This is a genomic window from Pseudomonas benzenivorans, assembly GCF_033547155.1.
Classification (GTDB): domain Bacteria; phylum Pseudomonadota; class Gammaproteobacteria; order Pseudomonadales; family Pseudomonadaceae; genus Aquipseudomonas; species Aquipseudomonas benzenivorans_B.
In genome coordinates this window covers 2,104,982-2,131,611 of sequence record NZ_CP137892.1, presented here as the reverse complement: position 1 = coordinate 2,131,611, position 26,630 = coordinate 2,104,982, and the positions used below count along the sequence as shown (strand labels likewise).

At 65.6% G+C, this 26,630-nt stretch carries 27 protein-coding genes; 8 read left to right on the top strand and 19 right to left on the bottom strand.

Going from position 1 to position 26,630, the window contains the following annotated elements:
* Nucleotides 1-129: 129 nt before the first annotated feature.
* The 9 genes from sucD to sdhC all read right to left on the bottom strand — a co-directional run bounded on the left by sucD (nucleotide 130) and on the right by sdhC (nucleotide 11,505).
* The gene (sucD, locus tag SBP02_RS09695; RefSeq protein WP_318646177.1) at nucleotides 130-1,017 is read right to left on the bottom strand and encodes a succinate--CoA ligase subunit alpha; all 888 of its coding nucleotides are present in this window, start codon (nucleotides 1,015-1,017) and stop codon (nucleotides 130-132) included.
* Nucleotides 1,017-2,183 carry an ADP-forming succinate--CoA ligase subunit beta gene (gene sucC / locus SBP02_RS09690; RefSeq protein WP_318646176.1) on the bottom strand — a complete coding sequence of 389 codons (1,167 nt, stop codon included), beginning with the start codon at nucleotides 2,181-2,183 and terminating at the stop codon, nucleotides 1,017-1,019. The genes sucD and sucC overlap by 1 nt, the downstream gene beginning before the upstream one ends.
* A gap of 213 nt (nucleotides 2,184-2,396) precedes the next feature.
* A complete protein-coding gene (gene lpdA, locus SBP02_RS09685; protein WP_318646175.1) occupies nucleotides 2,397-3,833 on the bottom strand; it encodes a dihydrolipoyl dehydrogenase in 1,437 nt (478 codons plus the stop codon).
* A gap of 66 nt (nucleotides 3,834-3,899) precedes the next feature.
* On the bottom strand, nucleotides 3,900-5,117 hold the full coding sequence (gene odhB / locus SBP02_RS09680; protein WP_318646174.1) for a 2-oxoglutarate dehydrogenase complex dihydrolipoyllysine-residue succinyltransferase: 1,218 nt from the start codon (nucleotides 5,115-5,117) through the stop codon (nucleotides 3,900-3,902).
* 72 nt (nucleotides 5,118-5,189) lie between these two features.
* Nucleotides 5,190-8,021 (bottom strand): 2-oxoglutarate dehydrogenase E1 component, encoded by a 2,832-nt coding sequence (locus SBP02_RS09675; protein WP_318646173.1) that lies wholly within the window; start codon nucleotides 8,019-8,021, stop codon nucleotides 5,190-5,192.
* Nucleotides 8,022-8,273: 252 nt separating this feature from the next.
* Nucleotides 8,274-8,981 carry a succinate dehydrogenase iron-sulfur subunit gene (locus SBP02_RS09670; protein ID WP_318646172.1) on the bottom strand — a complete coding sequence of 236 codons (708 nt, stop codon included), beginning with the start codon at nucleotides 8,979-8,981 and terminating at the stop codon, nucleotides 8,274-8,276.
* Between the two features lie 11 nt (nucleotides 8,982-8,992).
* The gene (sdhA, locus tag SBP02_RS09665) at nucleotides 8,993-10,765 is read right to left on the bottom strand and encodes a succinate dehydrogenase flavoprotein subunit (protein WP_318646171.1); all 1,773 of its coding nucleotides are present in this window, start codon (nucleotides 10,763-10,765) and stop codon (nucleotides 8,993-8,995) included.
* A gap of 3 nt (nucleotides 10,766-10,768) precedes the next feature.
* On the bottom strand, nucleotides 10,769-11,137 hold the full coding sequence (sdhD, locus tag SBP02_RS09660) for a succinate dehydrogenase, hydrophobic membrane anchor protein (protein ID WP_318646170.1): 369 nt from the start codon (nucleotides 11,135-11,137) through the stop codon (nucleotides 10,769-10,771).
* On the bottom strand, nucleotides 11,131-11,505 hold the full coding sequence (gene sdhC, locus SBP02_RS09655; protein ID WP_213638103.1) for a succinate dehydrogenase, cytochrome b556 subunit: 375 nt from the start codon (nucleotides 11,503-11,505) through the stop codon (nucleotides 11,131-11,133). Before sdhC ends, sdhD begins: the two co-directional genes overlap by 7 nt.
* 362 nt (nucleotides 11,506-11,867) lie before the next feature.
* On the opposite strand from sdhC, the gene gltA reads away from it, so the two are divergent.
* Nucleotides 11,868-13,142, top strand: a complete 1,275-nt coding sequence (gltA, locus tag SBP02_RS09650; RefSeq protein ID WP_318646169.1) for a citrate synthase — start codon at nucleotides 11,868-11,870, stop codon at nucleotides 13,140-13,142.
* Nucleotides 13,143-13,264: 122 nt separating this feature from the next.
* Here gltA and SBP02_RS09645 read toward each other — a convergent pair whose 3' ends face one another.
* Both SBP02_RS09645 and SBP02_RS09640 read right to left on the bottom strand, forming a co-directional pair.
* On the bottom strand, nucleotides 13,265-13,525 hold the full coding sequence (locus SBP02_RS09645; protein ID WP_318646167.1) for a YkgJ family cysteine cluster protein: 261 nt from the start codon (nucleotides 13,523-13,525) through the stop codon (nucleotides 13,265-13,267).
* A gap of 199 nt (nucleotides 13,526-13,724) precedes the next feature.
* Nucleotides 13,725-14,603, bottom strand: coding sequence for an NAD(P)-dependent oxidoreductase (locus SBP02_RS09640; RefSeq protein ID WP_318646166.1), 879 nt, complete (start codon nucleotides 14,601-14,603; stop codon nucleotides 13,725-13,727).
* 91 nt (nucleotides 14,604-14,694) lie between these two features.
* On the opposite strand from SBP02_RS09640, the gene SBP02_RS09635 reads away from it, so the two are divergent.
* From SBP02_RS09635 to rhtA, 3 genes are all read left to right on the top strand, one after another.
* Nucleotides 14,695-15,237: an exonuclease domain-containing protein gene (locus SBP02_RS09635; RefSeq protein WP_318646165.1), complete on the top strand. Its 543-nt coding sequence runs from the start codon at nucleotides 14,695-14,697 to the stop codon at nucleotides 15,235-15,237.
* An 80-nt stretch (nucleotides 15,238-15,317) separates the two neighbouring features.
* Nucleotides 15,318-15,599, top strand: coding sequence for a pyrimidine/purine nucleoside phosphorylase (ppnP, locus tag SBP02_RS09630; RefSeq protein WP_318646164.1), 282 nt, complete (start codon nucleotides 15,318-15,320; stop codon nucleotides 15,597-15,599).
* A gap of 70 nt (nucleotides 15,600-15,669) precedes the next feature.
* Nucleotides 15,670-16,530 carry a threonine/homoserine exporter RhtA gene (rhtA, locus tag SBP02_RS09625; protein WP_318646163.1) on the top strand — a complete coding sequence of 287 codons (861 nt, stop codon included), beginning with the start codon at nucleotides 15,670-15,672 and terminating at the stop codon, nucleotides 16,528-16,530.
* Here the strand turns inward: rhtA and SBP02_RS09620 are convergent, their stop codons facing one another.
* Genes SBP02_RS09620 through SBP02_RS09605 form a run of 4 tightly spaced genes read right to left on the bottom strand, consistent with a single transcriptional unit; the run spans nucleotide 16,531 to nucleotide 20,300 of the window.
* On the bottom strand, nucleotides 16,531-18,300 hold the full coding sequence (locus SBP02_RS09620) for an ABC transporter transmembrane domain-containing protein (protein WP_318646162.1): 1,770 nt from the start codon (nucleotides 18,298-18,300) through the stop codon (nucleotides 16,531-16,533). It lies immediately after the preceding gene.
* Entirely contained in the window at nucleotides 18,297-18,704 is a 408-nt protein-coding gene (locus SBP02_RS09615; protein ID WP_318646161.1) for a DoxX-like family protein, read from the bottom strand. Before SBP02_RS09615 ends, SBP02_RS09620 begins: the two co-directional genes overlap by 4 nt.
* Nucleotides 18,697-19,131, bottom strand: coding sequence for a thiol-disulfide oxidoreductase DCC family protein (locus SBP02_RS09610; RefSeq protein WP_318646160.1), 435 nt, complete (start codon nucleotides 19,129-19,131; stop codon nucleotides 18,697-18,699). Before SBP02_RS09610 ends, SBP02_RS09615 begins: the two co-directional genes overlap by 8 nt.
* Nucleotides 19,132-19,178: 47 nt before the next feature.
* Nucleotides 19,179-20,300 (bottom strand): ATP-NAD kinase family protein, encoded by a 1,122-nt coding sequence (locus SBP02_RS09605; RefSeq protein WP_318646159.1) that lies wholly within the window; start codon nucleotides 20,298-20,300, stop codon nucleotides 19,179-19,181.
* A 176-nt stretch (nucleotides 20,301-20,476) separates the two neighbouring features.
* Here SBP02_RS09605 and SBP02_RS09600 point away from each other — a divergent pair, with 176 nt between their 5' ends.
* Nucleotides 20,477-20,653 carry a PA1571 family protein gene (locus tag SBP02_RS09600; protein ID WP_318646158.1) on the top strand — a complete coding sequence of 59 codons (177 nt, stop codon included), beginning with the start codon at nucleotides 20,477-20,479 and terminating at the stop codon, nucleotides 20,651-20,653.
* A gap of 54 nt (nucleotides 20,654-20,707) precedes the next feature.
* Here SBP02_RS09600 and pdxB read toward each other — a convergent pair whose 3' ends face one another.
* Nucleotides 20,708-21,838 carry a 4-phosphoerythronate dehydrogenase PdxB gene (pdxB, locus tag SBP02_RS09595; RefSeq protein WP_318646157.1) on the bottom strand — a complete coding sequence of 377 codons (1,131 nt, stop codon included), beginning with the start codon at nucleotides 21,836-21,838 and terminating at the stop codon, nucleotides 20,708-20,710.
* A 155-nt stretch (nucleotides 21,839-21,993) separates the two neighbouring features.
* On the opposite strand from pdxB, the gene SBP02_RS09590 reads away from it, so the two are divergent.
* Both SBP02_RS09590 and SBP02_RS09585 read left to right on the top strand, forming a co-directional pair.
* Nucleotides 21,994-23,376, top strand: a complete 1,383-nt coding sequence (locus tag SBP02_RS09590) for an MATE family efflux transporter (RefSeq protein WP_318646156.1) — start codon at nucleotides 21,994-21,996, stop codon at nucleotides 23,374-23,376.
* The gene (locus SBP02_RS09585) at nucleotides 23,373-24,455 is read left to right on the top strand and encodes a DUF3080 family protein (protein WP_318646155.1); all 1,083 of its coding nucleotides are present in this window, start codon (nucleotides 23,373-23,375) and stop codon (nucleotides 24,453-24,455) included. The genes SBP02_RS09590 and SBP02_RS09585 overlap by 4 nt, the downstream gene beginning before the upstream one ends.
* Here SBP02_RS09585 and SBP02_RS09580 read toward each other — a convergent pair.
* Together SBP02_RS09580 and tusA are read right to left on the bottom strand one after the other, a co-directional pair.
* The gene (locus SBP02_RS09580) at nucleotides 24,413-24,865 is read right to left on the bottom strand and encodes a gamma-glutamylcyclotransferase family protein (RefSeq protein WP_318646154.1); all 453 of its coding nucleotides are present in this window, start codon (nucleotides 24,863-24,865) and stop codon (nucleotides 24,413-24,415) included. The genes SBP02_RS09585 and SBP02_RS09580 overlap by 43 nt on opposite strands.
* The gene (tusA, locus tag SBP02_RS09575; protein ID WP_318646153.1) at nucleotides 24,865-25,116 is read right to left on the bottom strand and encodes a sulfurtransferase TusA; all 252 of its coding nucleotides are present in this window, start codon (nucleotides 25,114-25,116) and stop codon (nucleotides 24,865-24,867) included. The genes SBP02_RS09580 and tusA overlap by 1 nt, the downstream gene beginning before the upstream one ends.
* Nucleotides 25,117-25,267: 151 nt before the next feature.
* On the opposite strand from tusA, the gene SBP02_RS09570 reads away from it, so the two are divergent.
* Nucleotides 25,268-25,456, top strand: coding sequence for a hypothetical protein (locus tag SBP02_RS09570; protein ID WP_318646152.1), 189 nt, complete (start codon nucleotides 25,268-25,270; stop codon nucleotides 25,454-25,456).
* Nucleotides 25,457-25,466: 10 nt separating this feature from the next.
* On the opposite strand, the gene rlmM is transcribed toward SBP02_RS09570, so the two are convergent.
* Nucleotides 25,467-26,522 carry a 23S rRNA (cytidine(2498)-2'-O)-methyltransferase RlmM gene (rlmM, locus tag SBP02_RS09565; protein WP_318646151.1) on the bottom strand — a complete coding sequence of 352 codons (1,056 nt, stop codon included), beginning with the start codon at nucleotides 26,520-26,522 and terminating at the stop codon, nucleotides 25,467-25,469.
* Nucleotides 26,523-26,630: the final 108 nt, after the last annotated feature.

Sequence of the window (26,630 nt, the reverse complement as noted above, 5' to 3'; positions counted from 1 at the left end):
GCGCCAACGGCAGAGAGAGCGGTCAGACTGTCGAACCGATGCAACTCGCTGTCGCATGGATGACAGGTTCTATCGGGGCCTAAACGCAAGAGGCCGCCCGAAGGCGGCCTCTTGTTCAGCCAGACACCCTTAGGCGTTTTTGGCTTCCCAACCGGTCAGCTCGGCCAGGGCCTTGCCGATGTCGGCCAGGGAACGCACGGTCTTCACGCCGGCGTCCTGCAGGGCGGCGAACTTCTCGTCCGCAGTGCCCTTGCCGCCGGAGATGATGGCGCCGGCGTGGCCCATGCGCTTGCCCGGAGGGGCAGTCACACCGGCGATGTAGGACACCACCGGCTTGGTCACGTTGGCCTTGATGAAGGCCGCGGCTTCTTCCTCGGCCGAACCGCCGATCTCGCCGATCATCACGATCGCCTCGGTCTTCGGGTCTTCCTGGAACAGCTTGAGGATGTCGATGAAGTTCGAGCCCGGGATCGGGTCGCCGCCGATGCCCACGCAAGTGGACTGGCCGAAGCCCGCATCGGTGGTCTGCTTCACGGCTTCATAGGTCAGGGTGCCGGAGCGCGACACGATACCGACCTTGCCCGGCAGGTGGATGTGACCGGGCATGATGCCGATCTTGCACTCGCCGGGGGTGATCACGCCCGGGCAGTTCGGGCCGATCAGGCGCACGCCCAGCTCGTCGCACTTGACCTTGGCTTCCAGCATGTCGATGGTCGGGATGCCTTCGGTGATGCAGACGATCAGCTTGATGCCGCCGAACGCCGCCTCGAGGATGGAATCCTTGCAGAACGGAGCCGGAACGTAGATCACCGAGGCTTCGGCGCCGGTGGCTTCCACGGCTTCCTTGACGGTGTTGAACACCGGCAGGCCGAGGTGGGTGCTGCCGCCCTTGCCCGGGGTCACGCCGCCAACCATCTTGGTGCCGTAGGCGATGGCCTGTTCGGAGTGGAAGGTGCCCTGCGAGCCGGTGAAGCCCTGGCAGATAACCTTGGTGTCTTTATTGATCAGGATGCTCATTACTTACCCTCCGCGGCCTTGACGACTTGCTGGGCAGCGTCGGTCAGACTGGTTGCTGCAATGATGTTCAGACCGCTTTCGGCCAGGACCTTGGCGCCCAGCTCGGCGTTGTTGCCTTCGAGACGAACCACGACCGGGATCTTCACACCGACTTCTTTCACCGCGCCGATGATGCCTTCGGCGATCATGTCGCAACGCACGATGCCGCCGAAGATGTTGACCAACACGGCTTTGACGTTGTCGTCGGAGAGGATGATCTTGAACGCCTCGGTCACGCGCTCTTTGGTCGCGCCGCCGCCTACGTCGAGGAAGTTGGCCGGCTGACCGCCGTGCAGGTTGACGATGTCCATGGTGCCCATGGCCAGGCCGGCACCGTTGACCATGCAGCCGATGTTACCTTCCAGCGCGACGTAGTTCAGTTCCCACTTCTGCGCATGGGCTTCACGCGGATCGTCCTGGGACGGATCGTGCATGGCGCGCAGCTTGGGCTGACGGTACATGGCGTTGGAGTCGATGTTGATCTTGGCGTCCAGGCAGTGCAGGTTACCGTCGGCCTTGATCACCAGCGGGTTGACTTCCAGCAGGGCCAGGTCGTAGTCCTGGAACAGCTTGGCCAGGCCAACGAAGATGTGGGTGAACTGCTTGATCTGATCGCCTTCCAGGCCCAGCTGGAACGCCAGCTCGCGGCCCTGGTACGGCTGCGCGCCGACCAGCGGATCGACGGTGGCCTTGAGGATCTTCTCGGGGGTTTCATGGGCCACTTTCTCGATGTCCACGCCACCTTCGGTGGAGGCCATGAACACGATGCGGCGGCTGGAACGGTCGACGACCGCGCCCAGGTAGAGTTCCTTGGCGATGTCGGTGCAGGACTCGACCAGGATCTTGCTGACCGGCTGACCGTTGGCGTCGGTCTGGTAGGTCACCAGGCGCTTGCCCAGCCAGTTGGCGGCGAAGGCCTTGGCGTCTTCTTTGCTCTTGACCAGCTTCACGCCGCCCGCTTTACCGCGGCCGCCGGCATGTACCTGAGCCTTTACGACCCACTCGGTGCCGCCAATTTTCTCGCAGGCTGCTGCCGCTTCTTCCGGGGTGTCTACGGCGAAGCCCTTGGATACGGGCAGGCCGTACTCAGCGAACAGCTGCTTACCCTGATACTCGTGGAGATTCATGCTTGTCTACCGTCTTCGTTTGGGTATTGCGCATTCGGTGCTGCACTTGTGGTGCCGCACCACCTGTGACCGCCTTCGAGGGCAGTCCGACGTACGTTCCGCGCCAGGCCTGGGCCGACGCGGGCAGATCGCCGTGGTTCTTCTTATCCAACGGTCGCCGGCCTCGACCCTCCCCGAGGAGCTCGGTCAGGCCGGCGACACAACGCCAGTGACTCAGCGCTTCTTGCGGTTGGCGATGTGAATGGCGCCGCCGTTGACCGCCAGGGCCGCTTCGTGCAGCGCCTCGGACAGGGTCGGGTGGGAGAACACCATCATCCCCAGGTCCTCGGCACTGGTGCCGAATTCCATGCCGATCGCGCCCTGCTGGACCAGTTCGGCGGCGCTCGGGCCGATCACGTGAACGCCCAGTACGCGGTCGGTCTTGGCATCGGCGATGACCTTGACCAGACCACCGGTGTCGTTGGCCGCCATGGCCCGGCCGCTGGCGGCGAAGGGGAAGGTGCCGACATTGACTTCGACGCCCTCGCCCTTGAGCTGCTGCTCGGTCTTGCCCACCCACGCGATTTCCGGATGGGTATAGATCACCGAGGGGATCAGATCGTAGTTCATCTGCGCCTTGTGCCCGGCGATGCGCTCGGCAACCATCACACCCTCTTCCGAGGCCTTGTGGGCGAGCATCGCGCCGCGCACCACGTCACCGATGGCGTAGACGCCCGGTACGCTGGTGGCGCACTGGTCGTCGACGTAGATGAAGCCGCGCTCGTCCAGATCCACACCGCTGTCCGACGCCAGCAGGTCGGTGGTCACCGGGCGACGGCCGACGGCTACGATCAGCTTGTCGAAGGTCATCTGCTGCTCGCCATCGGCATCGGTGAAGGTCACGGTGACCTGCTTCTTCTTCACCTCGGAACCGGTCACCCGGGCGCCCAGACGAATCTTCAGACCCTGCTTGGTCAGGGTCTTCATGGCTTCCTTGGCGATCTGCTCGTCGGCGGCCGGGAGGAACTTGTCCAGCGCCTCGATCACCGTGACCTCGGCGCCCAGGCGCGACCATACCGAACCCAGTTCCAGGCCGATCACGCCGGCACCGATGACGCCGAGCTTCTTCGGCACGCTCTGGAATTCCAGGGCGCCGGTGGAGTCGACGATGACGTCCTGGTCCACCGGGGCCGGTGGGATGTCCACCGGCTTGGAGCCGGAGGCGAGGATCACGTTAGCGGCCTCGACGATCTGGGTGGATCCGTCCAGGGCGGTGACTTCCACCTGCTTGCCGGCCAGCAGCTTGCCGTGGCCTTCCAGCAGGGTCACGCCGTTGGCCTTGAACAGGGTGCTCACGCCGCCGGTGAGGTTCTTCACGATGTTAGCCTTGCGACCGATCATCGCCGGGACGTCGATGGTCACGCCCTTGGCTTCGATGCCGTGAACGGCGAAACCTTCCTGTGCCTCATGATACTTCCAGGAGCTGTCCAGCAGCGCCTTGGAGGGAATGCAACCGACGTTCAGGCAGGTACCGCCGAGGGCGATCTTGCCTTGTTTATCCTGGTACTTCTCGATGCACGCGGTCTTCAGACCGAGCTGGGCTGCTTTGATCGCGGCTACATAGCCACCAGGGCCGGCACCGATGACTACCACGTCGAATTTCTGGGTCATAACTCATTCCTTTTCGGATGAAAGCGACGGCCCCTTGTGGGGGCCGTCGCACTCAGGACAAACGGATTAGATATCCAGCAGCAGACGCGCCGGGTCTTCCAGCAGGTCTTTCATGGTAACCAGGAAGGTCACGGCTTCCTTACCATCGATCAGGCGGTGGTCGTAAGACAGCGCCAGGTACATCATCGGCAGGATGACCACCTGACCGTTCACCGCCATCGGGCGCTCCTGAATCTTGTGCATGCCGAGGATCGCGGTCTGCGGCGGGTTGACGATCGGCGTCGACAGCAGCGAACCGAACACGCCACCGTTGGAGATGGTGAAGGTACCGCCGGTCATGTCCTCGATGGTCAGCTTGCCGTCTTTGGCCTTCTTGCCGAAGCCGGCGATGGTGCCCTCGATCTCCGCCAGGCTCATGTGCTCGGCGTTGCGCAGCACCGGCACCACCAGACCGCGGTCGCTGGACACGGCCACGCCGATATCCTGATAGCCGTGGTAGACGATGTCGCTACCGTCGATCGAAGCGTTGACGCCCGGCTGGCGCTTGAGCGCCTCGGTAGCCGCCTTGACGAAGAAGGACATGAAGCCCAGACGCACGCCGTCGTGCTTCTTCTCGAACAGGTCCTTGTACTTGGAGCGCAGCTCCATGATCGGCTTCATGTTGACTTCGTTGAAGGTGGTCAGCATGGCCATGGAGGACTGGGCCTCGACCAGGCGCTCGGCGACCTTGGCCCGCAGGCGGGTCATCGGCACGCGCTTCTCGACGCGGTCGCCGGCCTCCAGCTTCGGCGCGGCCGCCGCGGCTGCAGGCTTGGCGGTCGGTGCAGCGGCCGGGGCCTTCTTCTTGGCCTCGACGGCGGCGACCACGTCTTCCTTGGTCACCCGGCCACCCTTGCCGGTGCCGGCGATGCTGTTCGGATCGATACCGTTCTCTTCGGCCAGCTTGCGTGCAGCCGGCGAGAGGATCGCGTCGTCGTCCGCAGCAGCCGGCGCGGCGGCCTGAGCAGCAGGAGCGGCGGCCTGGGCGGCCGGCGCGGCGGCCACGCCACCCGCGGTCAGCTTGCCGAGCAGCTCGCCGCTGAGCACGGTGTCGCCTTCGTTCTTGACGATCTCGGCGAGCACGCCATCGGCCTCGGCCAGGACTTCCATCACCACCTTGTCGGTTTCGATGTCAACGATCAGCTCATCGCGCTTGACCGCCTCCCCCGGCTTCTTGTGCCAGGTCGCAACGGTGCCGTCGGCAACCGACTCCGGGAAGGTAGGCGCTTTGATCTCGATAGCCATTATGTGTGGTTCCTTAAATTCGGTTTCTTCAGCGAGGCGGCCGTGGCGGACCGCCTCTTTTGGGCGAAGGCGTTAAACGGTAAAGGCGTCTTGCAGCAGTTTCTCCTGCTGCTCGGCGTGCATCGAGGCGTAGCCGCAGGCCGGCGCAGCGGAGCCTTCGCGACCGGCGTACTCGAGGAACAGCGTCTTCTTGTGCGCAGTGGCGACACGGCGCATGTGATGCTGACTGCAGTACCAGGCCCCCTGGTTCATCGGCTCTTCCTGACACCAGACGATGTGTTTGAGGTTCTTGTACGGCGCCATGACCTCGGCCAGATCGTCTTCCGGGAAGGGATAGAGCTGCTCGATGCGCACGATGGCGATGTCCTGGCGCTCCTCGGCCCGGCGCTTCTCCAGCAGGTCGTAGTAGACCTTGCCGCTGCACAGGATCAGGCGTTCGACCTTCTTCGGGTCGAGCGTATCGAGTTCCGGAATCACCGTCTGGAACGAACCCTCGGCCAGGTCCTCCAGGGTCGAGATGGCCAGCTTGTGGCGCAGCAACGACTTGGGCGACAGCACCACCAGCGGCTTGCGCAGCGGGCGGATGACCTGACGACGCAGCAGGTGGTAGATCTGCGCCGGGGTGGTCGGCACGCACACCTGCATGTTGTGCTCGGCACACAGCTGCAGGAAGCGCTCCAGGCGCGCCGAGCTGTGCTCGGGTCCTTGCCCCTCATAGCCATGGGGCAGCAGCATGGTCAGGCCGCACAGTCGGCCCCACTTGTGCTCGCCGCTGGAGATGAACTGGTCGAACACCACCTGGGCACCGTTGGCGAAGTCGCCGAACTGCGCTTCCCAGATCACCAGGGCATTGGGCTGGGTGGTGGCATAGCCGTACTCGAAGGCCAGTACGGCTTCTTCCGAGAGGAAGGAGTCGTACAGATCGAACTTCGGCTGGCCGGCATACAGGTTCTGCAGCGGCAGGTAGGTACTGGCGTCCTTCTGGTTGTGCAGCGCCGCATGGCGGTGCGAGAAGGTGCCGCGGCCGATGTCCTGGCCGGTCATGCGAATCGGATGACCTTCGAACAACAGGGTGGCGTAGGCCATGGTTTCGGCATAGCCCCAGTTGATCGGCAGCGCACCGGCGCCCATCTTCTGACGGTCCTCGAGGATCTTCGCCACCTGACGCTGAACCACGAAGCCTTCCGGGATCTCCAGCAGCTTGTTGGAGAGGTCCTGCAGGGTCTTCAGGTCGAAGCGGGTGTCGTGACGCGCGGTCCAGGCATGCCCCAGGTACGGCCGCCAGTCGACGAACAGTTCCTTGTTCGGCTCCTTGACCAGGCTCTTGACCACGTGCTGGCCGTTGTCCAGCGCGGTACGGTAGTCGTCGATCTTGGCCTGCACCTCGTCGGCCGAATGGCTGACCGCGCTGGTCAGCGACTCGGCGTACAGCTCGCGGGTGGTGCGCTGCTTGGCGATCTGCTGGTACATCAGCGGCTGGGTACCGGAGGGCTCGTCGGCCTCGTTGTGGCCGCGGCGACGGTAGCAGACCAGGTCGATGACCACGTCGCGCTTGTACTGCATGCGGTAGTCGACGGCCAGCTGGGTGACGAACAGCACGGCCTCCGGATCGTCGCCGTTCACGTGGAAGATCGGCGCCTGGATCATCTTCGCCACGTCGGTGCAGTACTCGGTGGAGCGCGAGTCTTCCGCACGGCTGGTGGTGAAGCCGACCTGGTTGTTGATCACGATGTGGATGGTGCCGCCCGTCTTGAAGCCACGGGTCTGCGACATCTGGAAGGTTTCCATGACCACGCCCTGACCGGCGAACGCCGCATCGCCGTGGATGGAAATCGGCAGCACCTTGTCGCCGGACAGGTCATTGCGACGATCCTGACGCGCACGCACCGAGCCCTCGACCACCGGAGAGACGATTTCCAGGTGCGAGGGGTTGAACGCCAGCGCCAGGTGCACTTCGCCGCCTGCGGTCATGACGTTGGAGGAGAAGCCCTGGTGGTATTTCACGTCACCCGAGCTGAGGCCCTCGACCTTCTTGCCCTCGAACTCGTCGAACAGGTCGCGCGGGTTCTTGCCGAAGGTGTTGACCAGTACGTTCAGACGGCCGCGGTGGGCCATGCCGATGACGATTTCCTTGGTGCCGTAGGAACCGGAGCGCTGGATCACTTCGTCCAGCAGCGGGATCAGGCTTTCGCCCCCCTCCAGACCGAAGCGCTTGGTGCCCGGGTATTTGGTACCCAGGTACTTCTCCAGGCCTTCGGCGGCGGTCAGGCGCTCGAGCAGGTGGCCCTGCACCTCGGGGGAGAATTGCGGACGGCCGCGCACGCTTTCCAGGCGTTGCTGGAACCAGCTGCGCTGCTCGGAATCGACGATATGGGTGAACTCGGCGCCTATGGTGCGGCAATATGTCTGCTGCAAAGCATCGCGAATTTCGCGCAGAGTAGCCTCTTCCTTGCCGATGAACAGGCCACCGGTGCGGAAGGTGGTGTCCAGGTCGGCATCGGTCAGGCCATAGTGGTTGATCGCCAGATCGGCCGGCACAGGACGCTGCCAGAGCCCCAAGGGGTCCAGCTTGGCGGCCTGGTGGCCACGCATGCGATAGGCCTGAATCATCCGCAGCACTTCGACCTGCTTCTTCTCGTGCTCGCTGCTCACGCTACCGGCGGACACCGGTTGGGCGCGGCGCTGGTTCTTGGCGAGCAGGACGAAATGATCGCGAATCGTCGAGTGCGATACGTCTGTGGCGGCGCTGCCGTCGCTCGGCAACTTCTGGAAGTAGGTGCGCCACTCTTCTGGCACAGCGTTGGGATCGTGCAGGTAGAGCTCATAGAGCTCTTCCACGTAGGCAGCGTTGCCACCAGATAGGTGGGCACTGTCCCACATGCGCTGCATCACGCTTTCTTGCATGCTTGGTCACCCTCAGTAAGGGGACTCCATCGGCGTGAAAACCGCATGGCTTTTCGAAGTCCTGAAGCAGCGACTTCGGTAAAGCCACCACGGATCCCGCAGATAGTCCGGGTACCAGCCCGGAGGCCCCTGCTGGTCGTCATATTTTTCAAATAAGAACCACGGCTTTGTGGGCTGTGGCTCTGGCTTAAACTGCGACGCCGGGTTGAGGCCGACGCCGCAGGTGCAACGGGTCTTGCAAACAGCTGAGAATCAGGTACCGCTTTGCAGCAACATGTTACGCACGTGACCGATGGCCTTGGTCGGGTTGAGTCCCTTGGGGCACACGTTCACGCAATTCATGATGCCGCGGCAGCGGAACACGCTGAACGGGTCATCCAATGCGGCCAGACGCTCTTCGGTCTTGGTGTCGCGGCTGTCGGCCAGGAAGCGGTAGGCCTGCAACAGCGCGGCGGGACCGAGGAACTTGTCCGGGTTCCACCAGAACGACGGGCAGCTGGTCGAGCAGCAGGCACACAGGATGCACTCGTACAGGCCGTCCAGCTTCTCGCGCTCTTCCGGCGACTGCAGGCGCTCGATGGCCGGCGCCGGGGTGTCGTTCTGCAGGAACGGCTGCACCTTCTCGTACTGCTTGTAGAAGATGCTCATATCGACGACCAGGTCACGGATCACCGGCAGGCCCGGCAGCGGACGAATCACCAGCTTGCCGCCCTTGAGCCCGGCAGCCGAGATCGGCGTGATACAGGCCAGGCCGTTCTTGCCGTTGATGTTCATACCGTCGGAACCGCACACGCCCTCACGGCAGGAGCGACGGTAGGAGAAACCCTCGTCCTGCTCTTTGATCAGCGCCAGTACGTCGAGGACCATGATGTCCTTGCCGCCGGTGTCGACCTGGAAGTCCTGCATGAACGGCGCAGCGTCCTGCTCCGGGTTGTAGCGATAAACACTGACTTGCAACATAGCGGCCACCCTTAATAAGTCCGAACCTTGGGTTCAAACGCCGGCACTGTCTTCGGCGCGAAGTTGACGGCGCGCTTGCTCACGCGCTTCTCACCCGGGAAATACAGGGAGTGGCACAGCCAGTTCTCGTCATCGCGCTCTTCGAAGTCTTCGCGGGCATGGGCACCACGGGATTCCTTGCGGACTTCCGCTGCCACCGCGGTCGCCTCGGCCACCTCGAGCAGGTTCTGCAGCTCCAGCGCCTCGATACGCGCCGTGTTGAAGGCCTGGCTCTTGTCGGCGATCTTGACGTTGGCGATGCGTTCGCGCAGGTCGGACAGCTGCTGGATGCCCTTCTGCATGTACTCGCCGGTGCGGAACACGCCGAAGTAGTTCTGCATGCAGTTCTGCAACTCCTTGCGCAGCGGCGCGACTTCTTCGCCGGTGGTGCGCTCGTTGACTCCCGCCAGGCGGGCCAGGGACTGCTCAATGTCGGTTGCGGAAGCACCGCGGACCTCGACGCCTTCCTTCAGCGCCTTTTCCAGGTGCAGGCCGGCGGCGCGACCGAACACCACCAGGTCGAGCAGCGAGTTGCCGCCCAGGCGGTTGGCACCGTGGACCGACACGCAAGCTACTTCGCCCACGGCGAACAGGCCTTCGATGATCTTGTCATTGCCGTTGGCATCTTGGGTGATGGCCTGGCCGTGGATGTTGGTGGCCACGCCGCCCATCATATAGTGGCAGGTTGGGACCACCGGCACCGGTGCGACGACCGGGTCGACATGAGCGAAGGTCTTCGACAGTTCGCAGATGCCCGGCAGGCGGCTGTGCAGCACTTCCTCGCCGAGGTGATCCAGCTTGAGCATCACGTGGTCGCCTTCCGGACCACAGCCATTGCCGGCAATGATCTCCTTGACCATGGAGCGGGCGACCACGTCGCGTCCGGCCAGGTCCTTGGCGTTCGGCGCATAGCGCTCCATGAAGCGTTCGCCGTGCTTGTTGATCAAGTAGCCGCCCTCGCCGCGGCAACCCTCGGTCACCAGCACGCCGGCGCCGGCGATACCGGTCGGGTGGAACTGCCACATCTCGATGTCCTGCACCGGCACGCCGGCACGCAGGGCCATGCCGACACCGTCACCGGTGTTGATCAGGGCGTTGGTGGTGGAGGCATAGATGCGACCGGCGCCGCCGGTGGCCAGTACCACGGCCTTGGAGCGGATGTAGACGGTTTCACCGGTTTCCAGGCAGATGGCGATGACACCGACGATGGCACCGTCCTGGTTCTTCACCAGGTCGACCGCGTACCACTCGTTGAGGAACGAGGTGCCGGCCTTGAGGTTGGCCTGGTACAGGGTGTGCAGCAGGGCGTGACCGGTACGATCGGCCGCGGCGCAGGTACGGGCAGCCTGGCCGCCCTTGCCGAAGTCCTTGGACTGGCCGCCGAACGGACGCTGATAGATGCGGCCCTGCTCGGTACGGGAGAACGGCAGGCCCATGTGCTCCAGCTCGAACACGGCCTCAGGCCCTACGGAGCACATGTACTCGATCGCGTCCTGGTCACCGATGTAGTCGGAACCCTTGACGGTGTCGTACATGTGCCAGCGCCAATCGTCGTTCGGGTCGGCCGAGGCGATGGCACAGGTGATGCCGCCCTGAGCGGAAACGGTGTGGGAGCGAGTCGGAAAGACCTTGGTGACCACCGCGGTCTTGTGGCCGCCCTGGGCCAGTTGCAGCGCTGCGCGCATGCCGGCGCCGCCGCCACCTACGATGATGGCGTCATAAGAAAGTGTACGAATGCTAGTCATGGATCAGATACCCCAAAGAATCTGCACGCCCCAGACGAAAAACGCGAACATGGCAATGCCACACGCGGCCTGGAAGAGAAAACGCACGGCAGTCGCCGACTTGCCCAGCGCCATCGGCGTCAGGTAGTCGGTGGAAATCGTCCACATGCCGACCCAGGCGTGGGCGCTGAGCGCCACCAGAGCCAGCAGACTGAAGATGCGCATTGCAGTACCGGAGAACAGACCATGCCATTCGGCATAACCCATGCCAGGATTAACGATTACGAAACCCAGCAGGAACAACACATAAGCCGCGAGCACGACCGCAGACACCCGCTGAGCCATCCAGTCATAGAGGCCCGAACGCGAGAAATTCGTGACATTGGTTACCATATCCACACCCCCAGCAGCAGGATCACGACCACCGAAACGGCGATGACGATTTGCGAGCCCAGCTTGCCGCCTTCCAGCGTCTCACCGATGCCCATGTCCATGATCAAGTGGCGCACACCGGCCACCAGGTGGTACAGCAGAGCGGACAGCAGACCCCAGATCACGAACTTGGCCAGCGGACTGGTCAGGCATTCCTTCACCTGGGCAAAGCCCTCTTCCGAAGCCAGCGACTTGTCGAGGCCGAACAGCAGTACGGCAATACCGACGAAGAGGATGACACCGGAGATACGGTGAAGAATGGACGTGTAAGCGGTGACTGGGAGTTTGATAGTCCTAAGGTCTAGGTTTACAGGTCGTTGGCTATTCACGGCTTTTTTATCACACTGAGAGCCCCTAACTAGCAGGGCAAAGTTGTCGGGAAGTGCACTGGTCAGGTACCCATCACCCAAGGAGTGACGACCGCTTCGAATGGGGCCAAAGCCCCCGGCGGTCGGGCGCAGAGTATAGACAGTTAGGTTACTAATGACAACGCAAAGCCCCCCACCAAAATGCTCATTGCACTGCCCCGGCAAAAGGCGTAAATGGCGGCCTTTTTTCGCGAAAAACCGCCCTCAAACCCTTCTAGTGCCTGACTTTTCGCAAATTGACTTTCGGATTTATCTCACTATAGTGGTGCGGGCCCTGCGTGGGGGGCTGACAGATGATTTCAAGCATAACTAGGAGGCCACCCATGGCTGACAAAAAAGCGCAGTTGATCATCGAGGGCGCAGCCCCCGTCGAACTGCCCGTCCTAACCGGCACCGTTGGTCCCGATGTAATAGACGTACGGGGCCTGACCGCCACGGGCCGTTTCACCTTTGATCCTGGCTTTATGTCCACCGCCTCGTGCGAGTCGAAGATCACCTATATCGACGGCGACCAGGGCGTTCTGCTGCACCGCGGCTACCCCATCGAGCAGCTGGCCGACAACTCCGACTATCTGGAAACCTGCTACCTGCTGCTCAACGGCGAGCTGCCGAACGTGGAGCAGAAGGCCGCCTTCGTCAGCTCCATCAAGAACCACACCATGGTGCACGAGCAGCTGAAGACCTTCTTCAACGGCTTCCGCCGCGACGCCCACCCCATGGCCATCATGTGTGGCGTGGTCGGCGCCCTGTCGGCCTTCTACCACGACTCCCTGGACATCAATAACCCGCAGCACCGCGACATCTCCGCGATGCGCCTGATCGCCAAGATGCCGACCCTGGCCGCCATGGTTTACAAGTACTCCATGGGCCAACCGATGATGTATCCGCGCAACGACCTGAACTACGCGGAAAACTTCCTGCACATGATGTTCAACACCCCGTGCGAGATCAAACCGATCAGCCCGGTGCTGGCCAAGGCGATGGACAAGATCTTCATCCTCCACGCCGACCATGAGCAGAACGCCTCGACCTCGACCGTGCGCCTGGCCGGCTCGTCCGGCGCCAACCCGTTCGCCTGCATCGCCGCCGGTATCGCCGCCCTCTGGGGCCCGGCCCACGGCGGCGCCAACGAAGCCGTGCTGAGCATGCTCGACGAGATCGGCGACGTGTCCAATATCGACACCTTCATCGCCAGGGCCAAGGACAAGAACGACCCGTTCAAGCTGATGGGCTTCGGTCACCGCGTGTACAAGAACCGCGACCCCCGCGCCACCGTGATGAAGCAGACCTGCGACGAAGTGCTGGCCGAGCTCGGCATCACCAACGACCCGCAACTGGCACTGGCCATGCGCCTGGAAGAGATCGCCCTGACCGATCCCTACTTCAAGGAGCGCAACCTCTACCCGAACGTCGACTTCTACTCGGGCATCATCCTCAAGGCGATCGGCATTCCGACCAGCATGTTCACCGTGATCTTCGCCCTGGCGCGGACCGTCGGCTGGATCTCGCACTGGAAGGAAATGCTCTCCAGCCCGTACAAGATCGGCCGTCCGCGCCAACTGTACACCGGCCATCCACAGCGCGACCTGCCGCGCTAAGCGGCGTCTGCACTGCAACAAAAAGGCTGCCTCGGCAGCCTTTTTTGCATCTGGAGCTTCGGAAACTCGACGCTGGAGGGTTCCTCACACGGCCAGCGCACCCAGGACCAGCCCGTCCCCGCTCAACTGGCCAGCGCCGTGCTCTGCTCCAGCCATCCCAGCAGCCGAATGGCCTCCTCGCGGCTGCTGCCGCACACCTCGACATCCGCCTGAAACGCCGCACACACGGCCGGCCGCTCGGGCTTGCCGAACAGGCCGCAATAGTTGTCTGCAGCCAGCTGTACGCAGCGCTCGCCAGCCGCCTTGCCTTGCGGCATTCCAGGGATAGGGGAACTGATCGAAGGGGCAATGCAACAGGCGCCACAGCCAGCACGGCAATTCATGACGGCGAAACCTCGGTAGAGTCTGGAGATCGGGACGGTTTGGCGATTTTAACCGAGCGCCAATCGGCTTGGCAGCTCCCCAGAGATGTGCCGCACCTGCTCGACCGACAGTCGGCAACAGCACATCGCGGCCGAGGACATGCCCAGCGCCTCGGCAGAATGTCGCCCGCCCACCCGACGGCACTCCGCCCCGCGGCTCTCAGGGGCGCTTGGCAGACTGCAGTCGGGCGATCAGGCTGGAGGTATCCAAACGCCCGCCACCCATCGCCTGCACATCGGCGTAGAACTGGTCGACCAGCGCGGTGACTGGCAGCTGCGCCCCATTGCGCCGCGCCTCGTCGAGCAGGATCGCCAGGTCCTTGCGCATCCAATCGACGGCGAAGCCGAAGTCGAACTCCCCGGCGAGCATGGTCTTGTGGCGGTTCTCCAACTGCCAGGACTGGGCCGCCCCCTTGCTGATCACGTCCATCGCGCCCTGCGCGTCGAGCCCCGCGCACTGGGCGAAATGCAGGGCCTCGGAAAGCCCCTGGACCAGGCCGCCGATACAGATCTGGTTGACCATCTTGGTCAGCTGTCCGCTGCCGGCGCCGCCCATCAGGCGCACCATGCGCGCGTAGGCCTGCAGCACCGGCTCGGCCTTGGCATAATCCTGCGCTTCGCCACCGACCATGACCGTCAGCACGCCATTCTCGGCGCCGGCCTGACCGCCGGACACCGGCGCATCGAGAAAGCCCAGCTGCAGTTCGGCCGCCTGTGCGGCCAACTCACGGGCGACATTCGCCGATGCCGTGGTGTGATCGATCAGCACAGATCCAGGCGCCATGCCGGCGAAGGCCCCGTCGGCGCCCAGCACCACGGCGCGCAGATCATCGTCGTTGCCCACGCAGGTCATGACGAAGTCAGCGCCCTGCGCTGCCTCGCGCGGGGTCGGCGCACGGCGCCCACCATATGCCGCGACCCATTGCGCAGCCTTGGCCGCCGTGCGGTTATAGACACACAACTGATGCCCGGCACGTGTCAGATGCCCCGCCATGGGATACCCCATCACACCCAAACCGATAAAGGCCACCTTCGCCATACACACCTCCAAAACAGGGAGCGCAAGCCTAACACGGGGCTTGCCAGGTCCGAAAAGCCTTGCATACTGCCTCTAGCGCAACGGAGGGCCCATGGGACACTGGCTGGTAATCGACCTGGAGGCGACCACCGAAGAAGGTGGCTGGCCGCTCGAAGAGATGGAAATCATCGAGATCGGCGCCGCCCTCGTTCGCGCCAACGGCCAGGAAGTGGCTCATTTCCAACGCTTCGTGCGGCCGCTGCGCCGCCCCCATCTGACCGACTTCTGCCGCACCCTGACCCGCATCGACCAGGCCAGCATCGATTCTGCCGCCCCCCTGAACGCGGTATGGCCGCAGTTCGAGCGCTGGCTGCACGGCCACCGGCCGCGGCTGGCCGGCTGGGCCAGCTGGGGCGATTACGACCGACGCCAATTGCAGCAGGACTGGCAACGCCTGGAGCTGGCGAGCTGTCTCAGCCAGCTCCCCCACCTCAACCTCAAGCGGCGCTTCGCCGAGGCCCGCCGCCTGCCCCGTCCGGTCGGCCTCAACAGCGCCCTGCAACTGGCCGGCCTGCCATTCAGCGGCCAGCAGCACCGGGCCCTGACCGACGCCCGCAACACCGCACGTCTGCTGCCGCTGATCCTGCCGCTATAGCCCTCGGTAAAGCGGATGACGCCTCGTCACGGCTTGGGCATACTGGCGGCCCTTTTCCGCCCCCTCTGCGAGGAGTTCCGATGTTCAAGGTCAACGAATACTTCGACGGCACCGTCAAATCCATCGCCTTCGACATGGCCGAAGGCCCGGCTACCATCGGCGTGATGGCCGCAGGCGAGTACGAGTTCGGCACCAACCAACTGGAGGTGATGCACGTGGTCGCCGGCGCCCTGACGGTATTGCTGCCGGGCAGCGACAGCTGGGAAACCTTCGCCGCCGGCAGCCAGTTCACCGTCCCGGCCAACAGCAAGTTCCAGCTGAAGGTCGCAGTCGACAGCGCCTATCTCTGCGAATACCGCTAAGCCCCCAGGCTGACCGGAACCGGCCCCAGCGGCCGGTTTTTTTATGACGCCACCCCGCAAGGAACACCCCATGTCCGGCCGCGCCGCCCTCGCCCCCATCGCCCTGCTGCTGGTGGCCATGCTCTCGATACAGAGCGGCGCCTCCCTGGCCAAGAGCCTGTTCCCCCTGGTCGGGGCGGAAGGGACCACCGCCCTGCGCCTGGGGTTGGGCGCGGTCATCCTGGCCCTCATCATGCGCCCCTGGCGGGCGCGCCTGAGCCTGCAATCCTGCCACTCGCTGCTGGCCTATGGCCTGGCACTGGGCGGCATGAATTTGCTGTTCTACCTGTCGCTGCAGACCGTACCCCTGGGGATTGCCGTGGCCCTGGAGTTCACCGGTCCACTGGCCCTGGCCCTGCTGTCCTCGCGCCGCCCCCTGGATTTCGCCTGGGTCGCCCTGGCGATCTTCGGCCTCTGGCTGCTGCTGCCCAGCGACGCGGCAGACACCCGACTCGATCCGCTGGGGGCGGCCCTGGCCCTCGCCGCCGGGCTGTGCTGGGCGCTGTACATCGTCTTCGGGCAGAAGGCCGGCGCCGCCTATGGCCGCCAGACCGTGGCCCTGGGCACTCTGGTCGCCGCCCTGCTGGTGATGCCCATCGGCCTGTGGCAGGCCGGCGCCAGCCTGTTCAGCCTCGACTTGCTGCCCGTAGCCCTGGCGGTCGCGGTGCTCTCCTCGGCCCTGCCCTACAGCCTGGAGATGATCGCCCTGACCCGCCTGCCGACACGCACCTTCAGCGTCCTGATGAGCATGGAGCCGGCCATCGCGGCGCTGTCCGGCCTGCTGCTGCTCGGCGAGCGACTGGGCTGGAGCCAGTGGCTGGCCATCGCGGCGATCGTTCTGGCCTCGGCCGGCGCCGCCGCCACCATCCGCCCCAAGGGCACGCCGCTCTAGCTAGCCGGCAACGTCAAACTGCAGCGCCGCCAGCCGGGCGTAGAGCGGGCTGCTCGCCAGCAGCTCGGCATGGCTGCCGACGGCCGCCAGCCGGCCATGTTCGATGACCGCGATACGGTCGGCGCTTTTCACCGTCGCCAGGCGATGGGCAATCACCAGCGTGGTGCGCCCGGCCATCAGCCGCGGCAAAGCCTGCTGGATCAGGTGTTCGCTCTGCGCGTCCAGCGCGCTGGTGGCCTCGTCCAGCAGCAGGATAGGCGCATCGACCAACAGCGCACGGGCGATCGCCAGACGCTGGCGCTGACCGCCGGACAGCCCCAGGCCGGCGTCGCCGAGATGGGTCTGGTAGCCCGCCGGCAACCTCATGATGAACTCATGGGCATGGGCGGCTCGCGCCGCGGCCTCGACCTCGGCGTGGCCGGCATCGGTCTTGCCGTAGCGAATATTGTCCTCGACCGTGCCGAAGAACAGCGCAGGGCTCTGCGACACCAGGGCGAAGCAGCCTCGCAACTGGGCCGGATCGAGCCGCTCGATGGCCTGGCCGTCGATCAGGATGCGCCCCTGCTGGGGATCGAAGAAGCGCAGCAGCAGGTCGAACAGGGTCGACTTGCCGGCACCGGAGGGTCCGACCAGGGCCAGGGTCTCGCCGGGCGCGACGCTCAGGTCGATGCCGTCGATGGCCAAGATGCCAGGCCGCGAGGGATAGGCGAAGCGCACCCCCTCAAGCTCGATGCGCCCGCGTACCGGCTGCTGCAGCCGCAGCGCGGCGTCGCCGCCTGGCGGGGTGATTTCGTTGCGCGCCCGCAACAGCTCGGCGATGCGCTCGGCTGCACCCGCCGCGCGCTGCAGCTCGCCTATCACCTCGCTGAGGGTGCCGAAGGCCGAGCCGACGATCAGGCTGTAGAAGACGAAAGCCGCCAGCTCGCCCGCGGAAATCCGCCCGGCGATCACGTCCATGCCGCCGACCCAGAGCATCACCCCCACCGCCCCCAGCACCAGCACTATCACCAGGGTCACCAGCCAGGCGCGCTGCATGATGCGCTTGCGCGCGATGTCGAAGGCGGCCTCCGCCGACAGGGCGAAACGCCGCCGATCCTCGGCCTGGTGGTTGTAGGCCTGCACCGTCTTGATCTGGCCGAGCGCCTCGCCGACATAGCTGCCGACATCGGCCACCCGGTCCTGACTCAGGCGCGACAGCTGGCGCACCCGCCTGCCGAAGATCAGGATAGGCGCCACTACCAGCGGCAGGGCCAGCAGCACGATGCCGCTGAGCTTCGGGTTGGTGACGATCAACAGCACGACGCCGCCGGCCAGCATGATCAGGTTGCGCAACGCCATCGACAGCGACGAGCCGATCACCGACTGCAGCAGGGTGGTGTCGGCGGTCAGGCGCGACTGGATCTCCGAACTGCGGTTGCTCTCGTAGAACCCGGGATGCAGGCCGATCAGGTGGTCGAACACCCGCTTGCGGATATCGGCGACGAAGCGCTCACCGATCCATGACACCAGGTAGAAACGGGTGAACGTGCCAATGGCCAGGGCCAGCACCAGGACGAAGAACAAGCCGATGGCGTCGCGCAACGCCTGGGCCGACTGGGTCGCCAGCCCCTGGTCCACCAGCAGCCTGATGCCCTGTCCCATGGACAGGGTGATGGCGGCGGTGAACAGCAGCGCCAACAGGGCGGCGAGGATGCGTCCCCGGTAAGGCGCGACGAAGTGCCAGGCCATGCGCAGGGCATCGCGTTGGCGGGCGGACAGCACCCCACTCATACCCGGGCCCGAGCCGTTGAGGTCTTGCTCGGCCCCTCCGCCAGCCAGGCCAGCAGACACAGCGCCAGGGCAGCCAGGTTCGTGGAAAGCGGGTTGAAGGCCTGGATCAGCAGGTGGGGGCTGAACAAGACCACATCGACCAACAGTCCGACAAGCACCAGCCCGGCCAACAGCAGGGGCCAGCGCCGTCGACGCAGCAGCATCAGCAGGGCCGCCAGCAGCACCTCGGCCACCCCCGCGAGCATCGCCACCTGGGCGGCGGCCGGAAGACCGTGGGCCTCGATCATCGCCACTTCGTCCGGGCTCAACCAGAGGATCTTCGGCACCAGGCCATGCCAGAGGAATACCAGCGCCAGGGCCGTCCGTGCCACCAGGGCGATCTGCTGCAGGCGGCACTCAACCATGCAGGAAGCGCCGCGCATGATCGGGGTCGGGCAGCAAACAGCTGGGGTAGCGGCCGAACAGCCGATAGCGGTTCAGGGCGATGCGGTCATAGGCCCAGTCGCGCACTGGCCTGGGACACAGGCGCAGCAGGCCGAAGGCGCGCCAGGGCCAACCGAGCAGGTCGAGGATGCGCAGCACCGCCGTGGAACGCACGAACAACTGGTTGCCCTCGACATAGGCCATGGTGTCGAAGCGCTCCAGCGGCAGGCCGAACCAGGCGAGAATCGCCTGCCCCTGGGGCGACTGCACCGCCGCCAGCCTGAAGCGCCGCTGACGATCATGGCGAATCAGGAACTTTGCCCAGCCATTGCATAGCTTGCACACACCATCGAATAGCACCACCCGCTCGCCTGGCTGCAGGTAAGGGGGAAACCTGCCTGAGTTCATCGATGCCCTCCGGCCCATGGGCCTTCCTGTCGATCGGGCCACCCGAGTTAAACCTCGGCAGCCAAGGGATACAGCAACTCTTCCTTATACCCTGCCCAGACCCGCACCACATCGGGGAAGGCATCGTCCAGCTGGACGTCGCCGGTGTCGACCAGCAGCGGGCGCCCCTGCAGGGTGGCGAGTTTGCGCTTGGTCGCCACCACCCGCAGATGATCGAGACCGATGGCCCGCAGCACCCGTGGGCTGATCTGCTGGTTGCCGCGGCCGAGGATGTGGCCCTGACCGCCGATGGCGGTGATCAGCAGGCGCGCCGGATGCTCGGCCACCAGCTCGAACAACTGCGCCTCGTTGACATCCCGGGCGATCACCTGGCCGTTCTCGATCACGTCGACGCCCAGCAGCGTGGTCTGCAACCCCAGGTTCTGCGCCAGGCCGTGCAGGGTCGAACCCGGGCCGAAGACATAGCGCACCCCGCTTTCCCAACTGCCTTCCAGCCAGGCCGCCAGATCGATCAGCACCAGCTCCTCCAACTCCACACCGGCCTGCTTGACCTGCTGAACGAAGGCACCTTCCTCCGGCACGCACAGCTCGCCGTACCAGCGCGCCGCGACCCGCCCCTCGCGCAGCGCCGCCTCGTCGAGGTCGCGCACCTCGCCGCTGGCCAGGCGTACCAGACCGCCCTCGACCAGGCGCCGGGTCAGCTCGCCGGCCGCCCGAGGGCTGATCGCATAGACCCCGGAATGGATCTTCACCCCGGCCGGAATGCCCAGCACCGGCTGCCCTTCGCGCACGGCCGCGCAGACATCGCGGGCGGTACCGTCGCCACCGGCGAAGAGGATCAGGGCGACGCCGGCGTCCTGCAGCGCCGTGACAGCCTGACGGGTATCGGCCGCACTGGTCGGGCCCTCGGCCAGCTCGCCGGCCAGGCGATAGGCGAACCCCATCTCGGCCAGCAGGTCCGCACCCATGGCCCCGGGAAAGGTCAGGAACTCCAGGCGCTCGCGCACCGGTTGCAGGCACTCCAGGGCGGTGCGGGTACGCTGCGTCGCCTTCGGCGTGCTGCCCAGGGCCAGCGCCTGCTCCGCCACCCCGTCGCTGCCCTTGAGCCCGGCCGGGCCGCCCAGACCGGCCAGCGGGTTGATGATCAGCCCCAAGTGAAATCGCTGCATAATGACCTCGTCGAACCTCCTGCGAAGGCGTTGGTAACTCATAGAGTGCTGGCAGGGCGCCTGCTCGTTCGCAGGCGAGACTGTAACCCGAGCCGCGCAGCCGGCGTCTCAACCTGTCACCACGCGTTCATCTGGGCTTCTTAGACTGCGCGCACCAACCGATGAGGAGACACGTCATGAACTCGCCCAAGCAGACCTCCGACCAGCAGGTTAAAACTGTCGAACCGCAACAGCCGGTGGGCGGCGCGATCATCGACGCCGAGGGCCACGAGGTGCCTATCACCGAGAACATGATCCAGACCGCCTGCGACGAACTGGAAAAAGACTTCGTGATACCGGCCAAACAGCAGTGACACCGACGCGACTCCTCGAGCCCAGGCCAGACCTGGGCTTTTTCTTGTAGCGGCCTAGCGCAGACTCGCGCCCAGGGCTCTTACCAGCTGCACCAGCTGCCCGCCCTCGCCCTGCAGGGCGACGCGCAAGCCGTCGATCTCGCGGCGCATCGGGTAGTGCTTGCGCAGGGCATCGAAGGCCGCGCGGCGACTGGCGGCATCGCCCCCCAGGCTGCGGCGGAAATCGGCATCGTCACGACGCGGGTCGTACACCGCGCGGCACAGCGTGGCCAGGGCCCAATGCGGATCGGCCGCGGCGTCCAGCCGCAGCTCGCCGAGCCAGGGCGCCGGCATCAGCTCATCCAGCACCTGCGTCGCCTCGAGCCCCAGGTGCTGGCAGACTGCCCGATAGATCTGCGCCGTACCGCGCAGCTTGCCGTCCAGGCTGTAGCCGGCGATGTGCGGGGTCGCCAGGTGGCAGAGTTCCGCCAGCTCGACATCCGCCTGGGGCTCCCCTTCCCAGACATCCAGCACCGCTTCCAGGTCATCCCGCCGCCGCAGCGCCTCACGCAGCGCGACATTGTCCACCACCGCACCGCGACTGGCATTGATCAGCCAGGTACCGGGTTGCAAGCTGGCCAGGCGGGCGGCGTCGAACAGGTGGCGGGTGCCGGCATCCAATGGCGTGTGCAGGCTGATCGTGTCGCATTCGTCGATCAGCTGCTCCAGGTCGACGAAGTCGCCCCCCTCGGCCGCCTGACGCGGCGGATCGCATACCCGCACCTGCCAGCCCAGACCACGCAATACCTCGACCAGACGCCCGCCGACCTGGCCGGCGCCGATCACGCCGAAGCGCCGCTGCGCCAGGGGCACGCCATAGGTATCGGCCAGGCTCAGCAGGCTGCCGAGCACATAGTCGACCACCCCGCGGGCATTGCAGCCGGGCGCGCTGGCCCAGGCGATACCGGCCTGCTGCAGGCAATCGAGGTCGAGGTGATCGGTACCTATGGTACAGGTGCCGACGAAGCGCAACGCGCTGCCTTCGACCAGGGCCCGGTCGACCCGGGTCACCGAGCGCACCAGCAGCAGCTCGGCATCGCCCAGCGCCGCACGGTCGATGGCGCGGCCGGGAAAGCGGTGAATCTCGCCGAAACCGGCGAAGAACTCGTCGAGCAAGGGGATGTTTTCGTCGGCGACTATTCGCATGGCAAGGCTCCGCAAGTCAGGCGCTCATTCTAAGGCAGCCGGCCGCCAGCGTCGCCCCGCACTGTATCGCCAAAACACTTCGCCACTGCGTTTCCTGACCCATGCGTCAACGGGTAGACTGCGCGGTTTTCCCAGAGTGCCAGTGGATGACCTCTATGCCTGCCGAATCGCGCCTGCGGCGCGTGCGCACCGAACTGCGCAGCCTGCTGATCCTGGCCACGCCGATCATCATCGCCCAGCTGGCGCACACCGCCATGGGTTTCGTCGACACCGTGATGGCCGGCCGGGTCGGCCCGCGCGACCTGGCCGCGGTGGCCCTGGGCAATTCGATCTGGGTGCCGGTGTTTCTGCTGATGACCGGCGTCCTCCTGGCCACCACGCCGAAGGTCGCCCAGCGCTTCGGCGCCGGCCAGCAGGCCGCCATCGGCCCGCTGGTGCGCCAGGCCCTGTGGCTGGCCCTGGCGGTCGGTGGCGCGGCGGCGGCGGCCTTGTGGAACGCCGAGGTCGTGCTGCACTGGATGGACGTGGAACCGCGCCTGATCGGTCCGGCCATGGCCTACCTGCGCGCGGTGGCCTGCGGCTTCCCGGCGGTGGCGCTGTATCACGTGCTGCGCTGTTTCAGCGACGGCCTGGGTCACACCCGACCGAGCATGGTGCTGGGCATCATCGGCCTGCTGCTGAACATTCCGCTGAACTACATCTTCATCTACGGCAAGCTCGGCCTACCGGCCATGGGCGGTGTCGGCTGTGGCTGGGCCACGGCCCTGGTGATGGGATTCATGCTGCTGGGCATGCTCTGGTGGGTGAAGTGGGCCCCTTACTACCGGCCGAGCGAGCTGTTCGACCGCTTCGAGCGCCCGCAGTGGCCGGTGATCCGTCGCCTGTTGGCGATCGGCCTGCCGATCGGCATCGCGGTGTTCGCCGAATCGAGCATCTTCGCGGTGATCGCCCTGCTGATCGGCGGCCTCGGCGCCACCGTGGTGGCCGGCCACCAGATCGCCCTGAACTTCAGCTCACTGGTGTTCATGATCCCCTATTCCCTGGGCATGGCGGTCACCGTGCGGGTCGGCCAGGCCCTGGGCCGTGACGACCCACGCGGGGCCCGCTTCGCCGCCGGTGTCGGCATGGCCAGCGCGCTGGCCTATGCCTGCCTCTCCGCCAGCCTGATCCTGCTGCTGCGCGAGCCGATCGTAGGGATCTACAGCCCCGACCCGGCGGTGATCGCCCTGGCGGCCGGGCTGATCGTCTATGCCGCGCTGTTCCAACTGTCGGATGCGATACAGGTCACTGCCGCCGGGGCGCTGCGCGGCTATCAGGACACCCGGGTGACCATGCTGCTGACCCTGTTCGCCTACTGGGGCATCGGCCTGCCGATCGGCTACGCCCTGGGCCTGAGCGACTGGCTCGGCACGCCCAGCGGCCCACGCGGACTCTGGCAAGGCCTGGTGGTGGGCCTGACCTGCGCGGCGATCATGTTGGCGCTGCGCCTGAGCCGCAGTGCACGGAGGCGCATCCGGGCGGCTAAGCTGGCAGGATGAAGTCCAGAATCCTCGTTCTGTTAGCCCTGCTCGGCCTCGCGGCCTGCGGCCCGACCGACGATGGCCTGGCGCTGCAGACCGACTACCTGCAACGTCTGAACAACGCCGTCGAAGGCGACGGCTTCGTCGGCTTCGACCCGGCACAGCTACTGCGCTACCGCATGCCGCCGCGACGCCAACGGCTGATCAGCATCCCCGAGACCCGTATCGGCCTGCTCGAGCTGTTGGTCGATGTACGCCATTGCCCCGCGCTGCAGCAACAGATCAGCCAGCGCAACAGCAGCCTGGGCAAGCAACTGCAGCCCAGCAACCGTCTGGGCTACGAAGGCGACCTGCTCCGCGCCCTGCAGGCCTGCCTCGATACCCTGCAGGCGAGCCGGACGCAGGAGCTGCAGGTCACCCTGAGCGCCCTGGCGGCGCAGAAGCGCCGGCAATTGCCGGCGGTGTTCTGGAATGCCCTGAATGGCAGCCCCGAGGTCGAGCGCTACCTGCGTTTCGCCGACCAGGCCCTGCCCGTGCAGCCCGCCGAGGACACGGCGGCCCTCGATGCCCTGGCGCAGCTGGCGGCCCTCGGCAGTGCCCTGCCGCAGCGCCTGCCACCCTCGGTGGCGCAACTCGACCCACTGTTCTTCGCCCTGCACAGCAGCGACCAGGGCGGTCAGCTGATCACCAGCCTGGCCAGCCTCCGACACACCCTGGAGCAGGCCAGCCTGTTACTGGAGCATCGCCTGCAGCACAGGCCGGTCTGCCCCCAGGGCAAACCGACCCCCGCCGGGCGCATCCTGCAGAACATCTTCGTCAAGTTCTATGCCGGCGGCCTGCAGCCCTATCTGGCCCGGGTGCACCGGCGCGGCCAACGCTGGAGCGACAGCCTGCGCCGGCTCGGCGAGGCCCCCCAGATCCCGGCGGCCACGCGGGGCTACCTGCTCGACCTGGCGGGGGAGCGGGAATCGCTGTGGCAGGATTTCCAGCAGACCAACGACCGCCACATTCGCGCCTGGCAGCAGGCCCTGAAGAGCTGCGGCCTGGCGCCGGGTCAGGCGGGCTGGGAGGGCCAGGCCGCCAACAGCGACCAGTAGGGCTCCGACAGGTACTCGCGCCCCGCCAGCAGATGGGCCAGGTAGTCGCTGGCCGGCAGCAGCCCCTCCTCGCGGAAGGCCGGGTTGGCGATATACACCCAGGCCGGCTGCACGCCATGGGCGGTGAGGATCGGCAGGCGCTCGCGACTGTAGTAGATCGGCGTGCCCTCGAAGGGGTCGAGCTTGGCGATCTCCTCCAGCTCGGCCAGGCGATAGAGCACGCCCTCCACCACGGAGTCGCGCTGGTGGCGGATGTTGGCATAGGCGCAGCCGGGGCGATCCACCGCGCGCTTGTTGAAGCACAGGGCGTAGCCCGGCAGGCTGCCTGCCATGGCCTCGCGCACGCACAGGCCGCGCGCCTGCATGCGCGCCGGGTTCATGTTCGAGCCGTAGGCGAAGTACCAGCCCATCAGTCGACCTTCTTGCGGATCCAGTACAGGTAGGTGCCGGCCTCTTCCGCCTGCTCCAGCAACTCGTGGCCGAGGAACACACAGAACTTGGGGATATCGCGGCGGGTCGAGGGGTCGGTGGCGATCACCTTGAGCAGGCCGCCGGCCGGCAGGTCGCGCACCTTGTTGTGCAGCATCATCACCGGCTCGGGGCAGTTCAGCCCGGTGGCATCGAGCAGGTCGTCGTGAATGGCATCGCTTCGCAGGGACATCGGCAGGCTCCATGGACAGGCCGCCATTGTCGCGCAAACCTGACCCCCAGGTCACCTTCGGCGAGCGAACCGCCTCGACTCGGTGCGCGAACTAGACTGTAGCGGTTAAAGATAGGCGCAATGCGCCTGAAAAATCTGTGGGTTTCCTTCTATGCCTATCGCCCCCCGACAACAGCCCTGGTGCCTGGTGCGCCTGGACGACAACGGTAACGAGTTCATCGTGCGCAGCGACCTCAGCCAGGAGGCCGCCGAGGCGCTGGCCCGTGAGTTCGAGGCCCACGGCCACAAGCAGAGCTACTGGGCCAGGCCCCAGCCGCCTGCGCCCCGCGACAAGCGATGATCCGCCGCCGCTACTTGCCCAGGCGACGCAGGTGGCAGGTGACCTCCTCGCGGTCGTGATACAGCTGTTTGCAGGCGATCGACACCTTGATCTTGCGCGCGGCGAAGGCCTCCTCGAGGCGCTGGAGCAGGCGGCGCACCTCGGCGTAGCGCTGCTTCATCGGCAGCTTGAGGTTGACCACCGCCTCGCGGCACAGCCCCTCGCCTATCCAGGTCTCCAGCAGGGCGGCGCTGCGCGCGGGCTTCTCCACTATGTCGCAGACCATCCAGTCCACCGGCTGCCTGGGCTTCCAGGTGAAACCGTCGACCATCAGGTGCTGCACCAGCCCGGTATCCATCAGGCTCTCGGCCATGGGGCCGTTGTCGATGGCGGTGACCAGCATGCCGCGGCGTACCAGCTGGTAGGTCCAGCCGCCGGGGGCGGCACCGAGGTCGACGCCGGTCATCTCGTCCGACAGGCGCTGATCCCACTGCTCGCGGGGGATGAAGGTGTGCCAGGCCTCCTCCAGCTTGAGCGTCGAACGGCTCGGCGCCTCGCGGGGGAACTTCAGGCGCGGAATGCCCATGGGCCATTGCGCCGAGTTATTGGCCTCGGCCAGGCCGACGAACACCTGCCGACCGCTGAGGAAGGTCAGCAGCAGCCGTGGCTTGTGCCCGTCCTCGAGCAACTTGCCGGCCTTGCTCAAGGCCTTGCGCAGCGGCGCCTCGAACTTCTTGCAGAAATTCGACAGCTCCTTGCCCTCGTTGCTGTCCAGCACCTCCAGCCACAGGCTGCCGCAGCTCGGGAAGTCCGCCAGGTGGGCCAGCAGCACACTGATGCGGTCACTCTCCGGCAGTTCGACAAAGCTCCCACGGGCCCACTGCCGCGGGAAGATCAGCCGGTTGAACCGCAGCTCGGACATCAGGCGCTCGGCGCCCCCGGCCTCGCTGCAGATGAATTCGGCATAGGCCGTGCCTGGCTTGCCCTTGGCGTAGCCGGCCACCTGCAGGCGGCCGGCGTGTTCGGCGATCTCCGCACAGACCTCGCCCTCGAAACCGGGGCGGCAGTGCAGTAACAAAGTATTCATCGGGGTTCTCCTCAAGGCGCGCATTCTAACGGAGTCGGGAACCCCAGGTGGCAACGGCCTGTCCCGATAGATGGAAAGACCCGCCAAGCAGGACTAGTTTGAAGACTC